Origin of the sequence: Lentzea xinjiangensis (assembly GCF_900110955.1) — a bacterium.
In the GTDB taxonomy this organism is placed as follows: domain Bacteria; phylum Actinomycetota; class Actinomycetes; order Mycobacteriales; family Pseudonocardiaceae; genus Lentzea; species Lentzea xinjiangensis.
On record NZ_FOFR01000003.1, the window covers coordinates 37342 to 49534 of the forward strand.

At 69.7% G+C, this 12193-nt stretch carries 9 protein-coding genes; 4 read left to right on the forward strand and 5 right to left on the reverse strand.

All coding sequences use genetic code 11. The annotated features are described in order from the left end of the window. The 3 genes from BMW88_RS09810 (at window position 1) to BMW88_RS09820 (ending at window position 5259) form a co-directional block, all read left to right on the forward strand. On the forward strand, window positions 1–1584 hold the full coding sequence (locus tag BMW88_RS09810; RefSeq protein ID WP_089950344.1) for an N-acyl-D-amino-acid deacylase family protein: 1584 nt from the start codon (window positions 1–3) through the stop codon (window positions 1582–1584). Beyond that, entirely contained in the window at window positions 1581–2978 is a 1398-nt protein-coding gene (locus BMW88_RS09815; RefSeq protein WP_089950345.1) for a GntP family permease, read from the forward strand. Before BMW88_RS09810 ends, BMW88_RS09815 begins: the two co-directional genes overlap by 4 nt. A 190-nt stretch (window positions 2979–3168) precedes the next feature. Next, window positions 3169–5259, forward strand: coding sequence for an alpha-galactosidase (locus BMW88_RS09820; RefSeq protein ID WP_089950659.1), 2091 nt, complete (start codon window positions 3169–3171; stop codon window positions 5257–5259). A gap of 52 nt (window positions 5260–5311) precedes the next feature. Here BMW88_RS09820 and BMW88_RS09825 read toward each other — a convergent pair whose 3' ends face one another. Further along, window positions 5312–6475, reverse strand: a complete 1164-nt coding sequence (locus tag BMW88_RS09825) for a hypothetical protein (protein ID WP_089950346.1) — start codon at window positions 6473–6475, stop codon at window positions 5312–5314. A 73-nt stretch (window positions 6476–6548) separates the two neighbouring features. Continuing rightward, the gene (locus BMW88_RS09830; RefSeq protein WP_089950347.1) at window positions 6549–7703 is read right to left on the reverse strand and encodes an FAD-dependent oxidoreductase; all 1155 of its coding nucleotides are present in this window, start codon (window positions 7701–7703) and stop codon (window positions 6549–6551) included. 74 nt (window positions 7704–7777) lie between these two features. On the opposite strand from BMW88_RS09830, the gene BMW88_RS09835 reads away from it, so the two are divergent. Continuing rightward, window positions 7778–8371 carry a TetR/AcrR family transcriptional regulator gene (locus BMW88_RS09835; RefSeq protein WP_089950348.1) on the forward strand — a complete coding sequence of 198 codons (594 nt, stop codon included), beginning with the start codon at window positions 7778–7780 and terminating at the stop codon, window positions 8369–8371. 2 nt (window positions 8372–8373) lie between these two features. Here BMW88_RS09835 and BMW88_RS09840 read toward each other — a convergent pair whose 3' ends face one another. The 3 genes from BMW88_RS09840 to uvrA form a co-directional block, all read right to left on the reverse strand. Further along, the gene (locus BMW88_RS09840; RefSeq protein ID WP_089950660.1) at window positions 8374–8838 is read right to left on the reverse strand and encodes an SRPBCC family protein; all 465 of its coding nucleotides are present in this window, start codon (window positions 8836–8838) and stop codon (window positions 8374–8376) included. A gap of 130 nt (window positions 8839–8968) precedes the next feature. Further along, window positions 8969–9154 carry a hypothetical protein gene (locus BMW88_RS09845; protein WP_089950349.1) on the reverse strand — a complete coding sequence of 62 codons (186 nt, stop codon included), beginning with the start codon at window positions 9152–9154 and terminating at the stop codon, window positions 8969–8971. Further along, window positions 9151–12030 (reverse strand): excinuclease ABC subunit UvrA, encoded by a 2880-nt coding sequence (uvrA, locus tag BMW88_RS09850; protein WP_089950350.1) that lies wholly within the window; start codon window positions 12028–12030, stop codon window positions 9151–9153. The genes BMW88_RS09845 and uvrA overlap by 4 nt, the downstream gene beginning before the upstream one ends. Window positions 12031–12193 lie beyond the last annotated feature (163 nt).

The following is a 12193-nucleotide window of genomic DNA, read 5'->3' on the forward strand; positions in this document are numbered from 1 at the left end:
ATGGACGACGTAGTCCTGCGCGGACCACTGATCGCCGACGGCACCGGCGCACCCGCCCACCGGGCGGATGTGGCGATCAAGGACGGCGTCATCTCGTCCATCGGGCACGGGCTCACGGGCACGCGGTCGATCGACGCGGACGGGCTGGTGCTCGCGCCGGGGTTCATCGACATGCACTCGCACTCCGACCTGCGGGTGCTCGCCGAGCCCGACCACCTGGCGAAGGTCTCGCAGGGCGTCACGACGGAGGTGCTCGGCCAGGACGGGCTCTCCTACGCGCCGGTCGACGACGAGGTGCTCGCCACGCTGCGGGGCCAGCTCGCCGGGTGGAACGACGACCCGCCCGGGTTCGACTGGAACTGGCGCTCGGTCGGCGAGTACCTCGACCGCCTCGACCAGGGCATCGCGGTCAACGCCGCGTACCTGGTGCCGCAGGGGACGCTGCGGATGCTCGTCGTCGGCTGGGACGACCGGCCGCCGACGGAGTCCGAGATGGACACGATGAGGACCGTTCTCGCGCAGTCGCTCGCCGAGGGCGCGATGGGCATGTCGTCCGGCCTCACCTACACGCCCGGCATGTACGCCGGCACCTCCGAGCTGGTGCAGCTCTGCGAGGTCGTCGGGCAGCACGGCGGGTTCTACAGCCCGCACCACCGCAGCTACGGCGCGGGCGCGCTGGAGGCGTACGCCGAGATGGTGGACGTCTCGAAACGGTCCGGGTGCGCTCTGCACCTCGCGCACGCCACGATGAACTTCCCGGTCAACAAGGGCAAGGCCCCCGAGCTGCTCGCCCTGCTGGACGACGCGATCGCCGAAGGCGCCGACATCTCCCTGGACACCTACCCGTACCTGCCGGGCGCGACCTACCTGAGCGCGCTGCTGCCGTCGTGGGCGACGGAGGGCGGTCCGGAGCGGGCGCTGGCCAGGCTGTCCGATGTGGACACCCGGGAGCGCATCCGCGCCGAGATCGAGGAGACCGGTTCGGACGGGTGCCACGGCGTCCCGGTCGACTGGGACACCATCGAGATCAACGGTGTCCGCGACGACCGCAACGCGCACCTGGTCGGCGCGAGCGTCCTCGCTTCCGCGCGCCGGCTCGGCCGGGCGCCCGCGGACCTCTACTTCGACGTGCTGGTCGACGAACGCCTGGGCACCTCCTGCCTCATGCACGTGGGCCACGAGGAGAACGTGCAGGCGATCATGAAGCACCCGGCGCACACGGGCGGCAGCGACGGCCTGCTCGTCGGCGACCGCCCGCACCCGCGCGCGTGGGGCACCTTCCCCCGCTACTTCGCGCGCTACGTCCGCGAGCTGGGCGTGCTGAGCCTGGAGGAGTGCGTCGAGCACCTCACCGGCCGCGCCGCCCGGCGCTTGCGGCTCACCGACCGGGGTCTGGTCCGCGAGGGCTACGCGGCAGACCTGGTGCTGTTCGACGCCGCGACGATCGCCGACACGGCGACGTTCGACGAGCCACGGCAGCAGGCCGCCGGCATCCCGTACGTGTTCTGCAACGGGGTGCCGGTGATCGACGACGGAACCGCCACCGGCGCATTGCCAGGCCATTCACTCAGGAGCCGCCCGTGATCGACTGGTTGCAACACTCAACAGGGGGCTTGCTCACCCTCGCCGTGGTCAGCATCGCGGTGCTGCTGCTTCTCATCATCAAGTTCAAGGTCGAGCCGTTCATCGCGCTGATCGTCGTCGCGCTGCTGGTGGCGCTGGCCGCGGGCGTGCCGACGGAGGCGCTGGTCGGGTCGGCGCAGAAGGCCTCGGACTCGTTGCTGGAGAAGGGCTTCGGCAGCATCCTCGGCCACATCGCCGCGATCATCGGCCTCGGCACCCTGCTGGGGGCGATCCTCGAGGCGTCCGGCGGCGCGCAGGTGCTGATGGACAAGCTGATGAGCGCGTTCGGCGAGAAGCGCGCGCCCGTCGCGATCGGCCTGGCCGGCCTGATCTTCGGCGTGCCGGTCTTCTTCGACATCGGCATCTTCGTGCTGGCGCCGCTGGTCTACGTGGCCGCCAAGCGCAGCGGCAAGTCGATCGTGCTGTTCAGCATGCCCCTGCTGGCGGGCCTCTCGGTCATGCACGCGTTCATGCCGCCCCACCCGGGACCGGTGGCGGCGGCCGGTCTGCTGGGGGTGTCACTCGGCTGGATCATCATCATGGGCATCGCGGTGGCGCTCCCGTCGTGGTTCGTCGGCGGTGTCCTGTACTCGTACTGGATCGGCAAGCGGATCACCGTCCCGGTGCCGGAGGAGATGCTGGTCGCGGCCGAGCAGGCGCGCGCGGAGAACGGCGACCGGGAACCCCCGTCGCTCGGGCTGGTGCTGTCGATCATCGGCCTGCCGCTGGTGCTGATCCTCGCCGGCACGTTCGGCTCGATCCTGCTGGCCAAGGGATCGCGGCTGTACTCGGTGGCGACGTTCTTCGGCACGCCCGCGGTGGCGCTGACGATCTCGGTGCTGCTCGCGTTCTGGCTGCTGGGCTTCCGGCGCGGCATGACGCGCGAGAAGGTCGCGGAGCTGTCCGGCGCCTCGCTGCGGCCGGTCGCGATGATCCTGCTCGTGGTCGGCGCCGGTGGCTTCTTCGGCGCGGTGCTGGCCGCGACCGGCATCGGCAAGACGCTGGCGGGCGAGCTGTCCGGCATCGGCCTGCCGGTGATCGCGCTGGCCTACGTCATCAGCTGCGTCATCCGCATCGCGCAGGGCTCGGCGACGGTCGCGATCGTGACGACAGCGGGCATCGTCGCACCGGTGCTCGCGGACCTCGGCTACTCGCAGCCGCAGCTCGCGCTGGTCGTCATGGCCATCGCGTCCGGTTCGATCATCGCCTCGCACGTCAACGACGGCGGGTTCTGGATCGTGTCGCGGTACTTCGGCCTGTCGGTCAAGGAGACGCTGCAGTCGTGGACCGTCCTGGAGACCATCCTCTCCGTGGTCGGTTTCGTGGTCGCCGCGGTGCTCAGCCTGGTCGTCTGACGGGCCGCGCCGGGACCAGCTCGGCGTGCGCGTGATCCCGGCGGTGGCGAGGTGCTCCTCGCCACCGCCGGGCGCGGATGAACCGCACGAGCCAGGACACAACCCAACAATTTCCAACGCTTGACATCGAAGTCCCCGCATCTGAGGATCGGCGCATTGTTCATTTGTGTTTGATGTGGACGGGGCCCGCATGAGCAACGCAGAGGTCGTGCACCTGCACGACGACACGTCGAGCATCGTGATCGCCCTCCAGGGCTCGAGCCTGCCGGTGGTGGCGCACTGGGGGCGGACGCTCGGTGACATCGGTCCCGAAGCGCTGCGCGCCTCGGCTCGTGCGGTGGAGTGGCCCATCCCCAACAACGCGCCGGACGTCCCGGTGACGCTCGCGCTGCTGCCCGACGCGGGTGCCGGGTACGCCGGTCGGCCCGGACTGCGCGGCCACCGCGGCGGCGAGCACTTCGCGCCCGCACTGGCGGTGACGTCGTTCTCCGGGGAGGACGGCTCGATCTTCCGGTACGTCGCCTCCGACGAGGCCGCGGAGCTGACCGTGACCGGCACCGTCGAACTGCTGCCGTCCGGCATGGTCCGCGTCCGGCACGTCGTCCGCAACGACGGGTCGACGCCGTACGCGCTGGAGGGCCTGGAAACCGCGCTCCCGATCCCGTCGCACGCCACCGAGCTGCTCGACTTCACCGGGCGGTGGAGCCGTGAGCGCGCACCGCAGCGGCAGACGCTGAACTACGGCTCCTGGGTCCGCGAGAGCCGCCACGGCCGCACCGGTCACGACGCGACCATCGGGCTGCTGGCCGGCACGCCGGGGTTCTCGTTCCGCCACGGCGAAGTGTGGGCGGTGCACGTGGCGTGGAGCGGGAACCACGTGACGTACGCCGAGAACCTGCCCGACGGCTCGCCCGTCCTGGGCGGGGGCGAGCTGCTGCTGCCGGGCGAGATCACGCTGGCGCCGGGCGAGGAGTACGAGTCGCCGTGGCTGTACGCGGCCTACTCGGCCGAAGGCGTCGACGGCATCAGCGCGGCGTTCCACCGGCACCTGCGGGAGCGCTCGTCGCGTCCCCGCCCGGTCGTGCTCAACACGTGGGAGGCCGTCTACTTCGACCACGACCTCGCCCGGCTGACGTCGCTGGCCGACACCGCCGCCGCCATGGGCGTGGAGCGCTTCGTGCTGGACGACGGCTGGTTCCGCCACCGCCGCGACGACACCGCCGGTCTGGGTGACTGGTACGTCGACGAGACGGTGTGGCCGGACGGCCTGACCCCGTTGATCAAGCACGTCCGCTCGCTGGGCATGGAGTTCGGCCTGTGGTTCGAGCCGGAGATGGTCAACCCCGACTCCGACCTCTACCGCGCCCACCCGGACTGGGCGCTCGGCCCGCGTCCCGGCGTGCTGCCGCCGCCGTCGCGCAACCAGCAGGTGTTGAACATCGCGCACCCCGAGGCCTACGCACACATCCTCGACCGCGTGTCGTCGGTGTTGGCGGACAACGACATCGCGTTCGTGAAGTGGGACCACAACCGCGATCTGATCAGCTCTCGCGTGCACGACCAGACCGCCGCGTTCTACCGGCTCCTCGACGACCTGCGGCTGCGGCACCCGCACGTGGAGATCGAGAGCTGCTCGTCCGGTGGCGGCCGGATCGACCTCGGCGTGCTCTCGCGCACCGACCGCGTGTGGACGTCGGACTGCAACGACGCGCTGGAGCGCCAGCTCATCCAGCGGTGGACCGGCGTCTTCCTCCCGCCGGAGCTGATGGGCGCGCACGTCGGCCCCACCAAGTCGCACACGACCGGACGCGTGCACGACCTTTCGTTCCGGGTCGCCACGGCGCTGTTCGGGCACTTCGGGATCGAGTGGGACATCAACTCGACCACCGAGGAGGAACGCGCCGGGCTGCGGGCCGCGATCGAGTACTACAAGGACGTGCGGTCGTTGGTGCACACCGGAACCGTCGTGCGTTCCGACCACCCCGACCCGGCGGCGTGGGTGCACGGGATCGTCGCGGCCGACCGGTCGGAGGCGTTGTTCTGCTACGCGCAGCTCACGACGTCGGTGCAGACCAAGCCACGGCGGGTGCGGCTGCCGGGGCTGGACCCGGCGCGGACGTACCGGCTGTCCTTCGACGCTCCGGCCGGCCGGCCGCGGCTCACCCAGCGGGACCCCGCGAGCTGGGACCCGCTGGAGCTGCCCGGTTCCGCGCTGTCGGAGGCCGGTGTCCAGCTACCGGTGCTCGAACCGGAGCAGGCACTGCTGATGCGCCTGCGGTAGCACGGAGAAAGCCCCGGCGGGAAGGTTCCCGCCGGGGCTCTCCTCTCCCCTGTCACCGGCCGGCGCGAGATCCGTCGGCCTTCGTCGCCCACCACTTCCCGCCAACGCCCTGCCCGTTGGCTTCACCGCAGACCTCGTCCCCCGCGAACAGGTACTGCGGCCACCCCGCGATGGTGAGCTGTTCCTTCCCGTCCCGCTCGATCGTCCCCACGAGCGAGGCGTCCACGCCCTGCACCTGGAAACCCTCGCTGACGAAAGCGGGCGGCCACTGCTCCGCGCACTCACCGGAGCAGGTGCTCGCAGGCGGGTCCGCGGAGTCGTCGTCGAAGCGGTAGAGCGTCATGCCGTCCTTGTCGGTCGCGACGACGCCCAGGTCCGCGACGGTCGCGCTGGTGAGCGCGACCGCCTTGTTCTGCTGCGCCTTCCTGCCGTCGGTGGCGGTGGCGAACCACCTCGGCACCGTGACGCCCTTGGCCTCGCCGGGCTTGTTGTCGTCCTGGAACGTGTACTGCGGCCAGCCCGCGACCGTGAGCTGCTTCTTGCCGTCCGCGCGCTCGACCGTGCCGAGCAGCGTGGGGTCGATGCCCTTCACACGAGGCTTCTCGCCCTCGACGACGACCGGTGGCCAGGCCGCGGCGCAGCCACCGTCGCAAGTGGACGCGGGAGGCTGGGCCGTGTCGCCGTCGAACCGGTAGAGCGTGAGGCCCGCGTTGTCGGTGAGCACCGCGCCGAGCCCCGTGACGACCCCGGTGCGGGCGGCGAGCTGCGTGCGCTCGCCGTTCCCGCCGGTGGCGAACCACTTGCCCTGCAGGCCCTGGCCCTTGGTCTCGCCGGGAGCGCTGTCCTTCGCGAAGCGGTACTGCGGCAGGCCGCCGACGGTGAGCTGGCGGCTGCCGTCCTGGCGCACGAAGCTGCCGACGAGCCCTCGGTCGACACCGGTCACCGCGAAGTTCTCGCCCTCGACGGTCGCCGGTGGCCACGACGCGGCACACTCACCGTCGCAAGTGGACTCGTTCGGCCGGTCGCCGTCGAAGCGGTAGAGGGTGAAGCCCTTGGCGTCGGTGACGATCGGACCCAGGTCCTGGATCTCCGCGACCTTCAGCGCCGCCACCACGCTTTCCTGCTGCTGCGCGACCGGCTTGCTCCCCGGGGCCCCGGCGCAGGCGGTGAGCGAGATCAACCCCAGCGCGACGATCGCGACGCTCCCGCGGACCATCTCCCACCTCCTGGCTCGTGCCCTCCGACGCCCATGACACGGACAGCGGGCCAGAACGGTTCACATCAATTTTTCAGAACATGGCCCGCTTCAGGGCGGGCACCGCCGACGCCGTCCTGAGCACGGTCCGGAACAGCGTTCGCGAGACCGGACCACCTTCGGCGAACTGCCTGGCAGCGCGCAGCGAGTCGCGCACGGCCGCGAACCCGTAGTCGTACATCTCCTCCTCGTACGCGGAGATGCCGTCAGCACCACTCTCGGCGAGCTTGCGCGCAAGTAGCTGCGCGTCCCGCAACGCGACGTTGGCGCCGATGCCGCGCATCGGCGTCATCGCGTGGATGGCGTCCCCGAGCAACGTGATGTTCGTGCTCTTCCACCGTTCGATGCGCTTCGACGACCTGATGCGCCACTGACTGACCGTCTCCGGATGCGACGACTCGACGATCCTGCGCAGCACCGGGCTCCACCCGGCGATCCTCCGCAGCACCGCGGCCTGCAGCCCTTCGCCGAGTTCGAGGTCCTTCGCCGCGTACGCCCACATCAGGTATGGACGCGTGTTGTCGAACAGCACACCGTCGTCGTCCGTGTAGCCCAGCCCGTCGTGCGCTGCGAGGAACATGCCGCACCGGCCGGTCGGAACGATCGAGTTGGCCCGGACGAGGAGGTTCCGGGGAACCCAGTCGTGCTCGTCCAGGAACAGCTTCCCCGCCACGGCGACCACGCCGACCTCCTCGGCGCCCGCATGCGGCAGGTACTGCCCGCGCACCCGGGAGCGGATGCCGTCGGCACCGACGAGGACGTCGCAGCCGGCCTTCGTGCCGTCCTCGAAGTGCAGGGTGATGGCGCCGTTCTGCTCGTAGCGCTCGAACCGCTTGCCGAACCGCACGTCGAGCCCGTCCAGCAGCACCTGCCGGAGCGTGATCCGGCTGGCCGAGTAGTGCTTCTCCTCGTCCGGGTCGAGCACGAGCAGGGGCTTGAGCTGTTCGGTCAGGAACCCGAACCCGTCCTCGCCGCTCCCCGCGCTCCGCTCGAACCGCTCCCAGTTCGCCGCGGGCAGGCACTCCTGCAGCGCGGCGGCGCCGTGCGGGTCGATGTGCACCCGGTAGCCCTGCAAGCGGTCCGTGCGCGAGAGATCTCGCTCGTACACCGTCACGTCCACGCCGGCCTTGCGCAGCCCGTGCGCCAGGCACAGCCCGCCGATTCCCCCACCCACCACAGCGATCCTCATGCCGAGAAGTTTCAACCGCTCGGTTGATTAAGTCAACCCGATGGTTGAAAAATGCGGTCGGCTACCGTGTCGCCGTGGATCAACGCCGTTCGCCCAGCGCCTCGGAACGCAAGCGCGACCCGGAACGCACGCGGGCCCGCATCCTGGAGGCGGCCGCGGCGGAGTTCGGCGCGAAGGGCTACGCGGCCACGCGCACGACGGACATCGCGGCGCGGGCGGGCGTGAACAAGCAGCTGATCTCGTACTACTTCGGCGGCAAGGAGGGCCTGTACAAGGAGCTGGCCACCGCCTGGCACGCCGAGGGCACCGCGATGGCGAGCGCCGAGCAGCCGCTGGAGGACGTGGTCAAGGCGTTCGTGATGACCACGGCGCACAACCGGGACCAGGGCAGGCTCTGGGCGTGGGCGAACCTGTCCGGCGAGACCCCACCGGTCGACGCGGAGTTCCTGCGGGGCCAGGTCGAGTTCCTCCGGGCGCGGCAGCAGGCGGGAGAGATCGCCGCGGACCTCGATCCGAACATGCTCCTGCTCGCCCTGATGGCGGCGGCCGCGGCGCCGTTGACGCTGGAGCAGACCGCGCGTCAGCTCGGCGGCGAGGACCCGAGCACCCCCGAGTTCGCCGAGAGGTACGCGGAGCAGCTCGCGCTACTGGTGCGGCACCTGCGCTGAGGTCAGGAGTCGCGGCTCGCGGCCTTGGCCTCGAGGACCTGCTTCAGGCCCTTGAAACCGCCGCGCATCATCATGTCGTGGTTGCCGCGGAAGAACGGCTTGGCGATCAGCACCAGCCGGCGCAGCAGCGCCTTGTTGACCACGACCTCCTGGTCGAACATCAGGTCGGTGCCGCCGTCACGGCCGGTGATCTCCCAGCCCGCATAGCCCTCGATGTCACCGGACAGCGTGGCGCGCAGCAACCCGGCCTGCTGGTTGCGGATGCTGTGCCTGACCTGCACGACGAGGTCGAAGGGCAGGAACGAACGGCACCGGAGCTCGCCGGTCTCGTCGTCGATTTTCGTCGCCGAACGGACCTCGTGCCACCACACCGGGTAGTTCGCGATGTCGGACAGCACCTCGTACACATCGGCCGGGCACGCGTCCACGTGCCACACGCTCCGGAAGCGATAGCGGTTGAGTGACACGGCCGTCATCATCCCGGATCACCGGTGGGAGTGACAGGTTATCGATAAAACTCACACCGGGACTGGAGATTCCCCGCCGCGTGTAATTCGGCTCCAGTGGGACTCGAGCGTCCCACCAGGCCGACCCGGTTCACTTGTCCACGAGCCCGGGAAGACGTTCCAGGGTTCGCAGCCAAGCGACTGCCGCGACGCGCCGGAGTGCCTGCTCCGACGAGTCGAGCGCCTCGACGAGGCTGAAGGAGTACGTGGTGGGCTCGCCGCGCGACGCCAGGAGGGCGCGCTCGCGGTGGGCCAGCGCGTCGAGTGGAATCATCACCCTGCTGCCGACACCTCCTCGTTCTCGAGCACCTGCAGCAAGAACTGCCCCGTGTAGCTCTTCTCGACCTGCGAGACCTGCTCGGGTGTGCCCTCTGCCACGACCATACCGCCGCCGGAGCCCCCTTCGGGACCCATGTCGACGATCCAGTCGGACGTCTTGATGACGTCGAGGTTGTGCTCGATGACGATGACGGTGTTCCCCTTGTCCACCAGGCCGTTGATCACGCCCAGCAGCTTGCGGATGTCCTCGAAGTGCAGACCCGTCGTGGGCTCGTCGAGGATGTAGACCGTCTTGCCGGTCGAGCGCTTCTGCAGCTCGGACGCGAGCTTCACGCGCTGCGCCTCACCACCGGACAGCGTGGGCGCCGGCTGGCCCAGCCGCACGTAGCCGAGCCCGACGTCGACCAGCGTCCGCAGGTGGCGGTGGATGGCGTTGATCGGCTCGAAGAACGTCGCTGCCTCCTCGATCGGCATGTCGAGGACCTCGGAGATCGTCTTGCCCTTGTAGTGCACCTCCAGCGTCTCGCGGTTGTACCGCGCGCCCTTGCACACCTCGCAGGGGACGTAGACGTCCGGGAGGAAGTTCATCTCGATCTTGATCGTGCCGTCGCCCGCGCACGCCTCGCAGCGGCCGCCCTTGACGTTGAACGAGAAGCGGCCCGGCTGGTAGCCGCGGACCTTCGCCTCGGTCGTCGCCGCGAACAGCTTGCGGACGTGGTCGAACACGCCGGTGTAGGTGGCCGGGTTCGACCGCGGGGTGCGGCCGATCGGCGACTGGTCGACCCGCACCAGCTTGTCGACCTCGTTCAGGCCGTTGATCCGGGTGTGCCTGCCGGGCACCTGGCGCGCGCCGTTGAGCTTGTTCGCGAGCACCGTGGCGAGGATGTCGTTGACCAGCGTCGACTTGCCCGAACCGGACACGCCCGTGACCGAGGTGAGCGTGCCGAGCGGGAACGACACGTCGATGCCGCGCAGGTTGTGCTCGCGCGCGCCGACGACCGTGAGCTGGCGCTTCTTGTCGATCTTGCGGCGCTTCGCCGGCATCGGGATCGACTTGCGCCCCGACAGGTACGCGCCGGTGATCGACTCCTTGTTCGTCAGCAGCTTCTTGTACGGGCCGCTGTGCACGACCTTGCCGCCGTGCTCACCGGCGCCGGGGCCGATGTCGACCACCCAGTCCGACGTGCGGATCGTGTCCTCGTCGTGCTCGACGACGATCAGCGTGTTGCCGAGGTCGCGCAGCCTCGTGAGCGTCTCGATCAGCCGGTGGTTGTCGCGCTGGTGCAGGCCGATCGACGGCTCGTCCAGCACGTACAGCACGCCGACCAGGCCGGAGCCGATCTGCGTGGCGAGCCTGATGCGCTGCGCCTCACCACCGGACAGCGTGCCGGACGCGCGGTCGAGCGAGAGGTAGTCGAGGCCGACGTCGAGCAGGAAGTGCAGGCGGGCCTGGATCTCCTTGAGCACCGCGCCCGCGATCATCGACTCGCGCTTGCCGAGCTTGAGCCCGTCGAGGAAGTCCGAGCACTCGGCGACGCTCATCGCGCAGACCTCGGCGATGGACTTGTCGCCCTTCTTGCCGTGGCGCAGGGTGACCGCGAGGATCTCCGGCTTGAGCCGCGTGCCCGCACACGCGGGGCACGGGACCTCGCGCATGTAGCCCTCGTACTTCTCCCGCATGTACTCGGACTCGGTCTGCTCCTGGCGCCGTTCGAGGAACGGGATCACGCCCTCGTAGTTGGCGTAGTAGGAGCGCTCGCGGCCGTAGCGGTTGCGGTAGCGGACGTGCACCTGCTCGTCGATGCCGTGCAGGATCGCCTTCTGCACCTTGGAGGGCAGCAGCCGCCACTGCTGGTCCATCCGGAAGCCGATGGTCTCGCCGAGCGACTGCAACAGCCTGGTGAAGTACTCGGCGGTCTGCCCGCCGGCCCACGGCGCGATGGCGCCCTCTTCGAGGGTCATCTCGTCGTCCGGGACCACGAGCTCCGGGTCGACCTCCTTGCGGACGCCGATGCCCGTGCAGACCGTGCACGCGCCGTACGGCGAGTTGAAGGAGAACGACCGCGGCTCCAGGTCCTCGATCGCGAGCGGGTGGCCGTTGGGGCACGCCAGGTTCTCGGAGAAGCCCCTGACCCGCTTCGGATCCGTCTCCGGCAGGTCGACGAACTCCAGCTCGACCAGGCCGTCGGCGAGGCGCAGCGCGGTCTCGACCGAGTCGGTGAGCCGCTGCTTGGACGACGCCTTGACGCTGAGGCGGTCGATGACGACCGCGATGTGGTGCTTCTCCTGCTTCTTGAGCTTCGGCACCTCGGCGAGCGGGTACACGACCCCGTCGACCTTGGCGCGCGAGTAGCCCTGCGTCTGCAGGTTCTGGAACAGGTCGAGGTACTCGCCCTTGCGGCCGCGGATGACCGGCGCGAGCACCTGGAACTTGGTGCCCTGCTCCATCGCGAGCACCTGGTCGACGATCTCCTGCGGCGTCTGCTTGCCGATCGGCTCACCGCACTGCGGGCAGTGGGGCTTGCCTGCGCGCGCGTAGAGCAGGCGCAGGTAGTCGTAGACCTCGGTGATGGTGCCCACGGTCGAGCGCGGGTTGCGGCTCGTCGACTTCTGGTCGATCGACACCGCTGGCGAGAGGCCCTCGATGAAGTCGACGTCCGGCTTGTCCATCTGGCCGAGGAACTGCCGCGCGTACGCCGAGAGCGACTCGACGTAGCGGCGCTGGCCCTCGGCGAAGATCGTGTCGAACGCGAGGCTCGACTTGCCGGAGCCGGACAGTCCCGTGAAGACGATCAAGCTGTCCCGCGGCAGGTCCAGGTCGACGCTGCGCAGGTTGTGCTCGCGAGCGCCGCGAACGACAAGACGGTCTGCCACTGGGATCCCTTCGGCTGTGGTTGGCGGGTCACTCACGCCACACTCTTCCGAACAAGCGTTCGAAGAGTACTCGCATCGTCGTGGAGGCTGCGACCGACCCGCGGACCATGCTAGGTCGCACCCCCGACAAAAACGGTTCCGGCCGCTGTCGCATTCCCCTGAG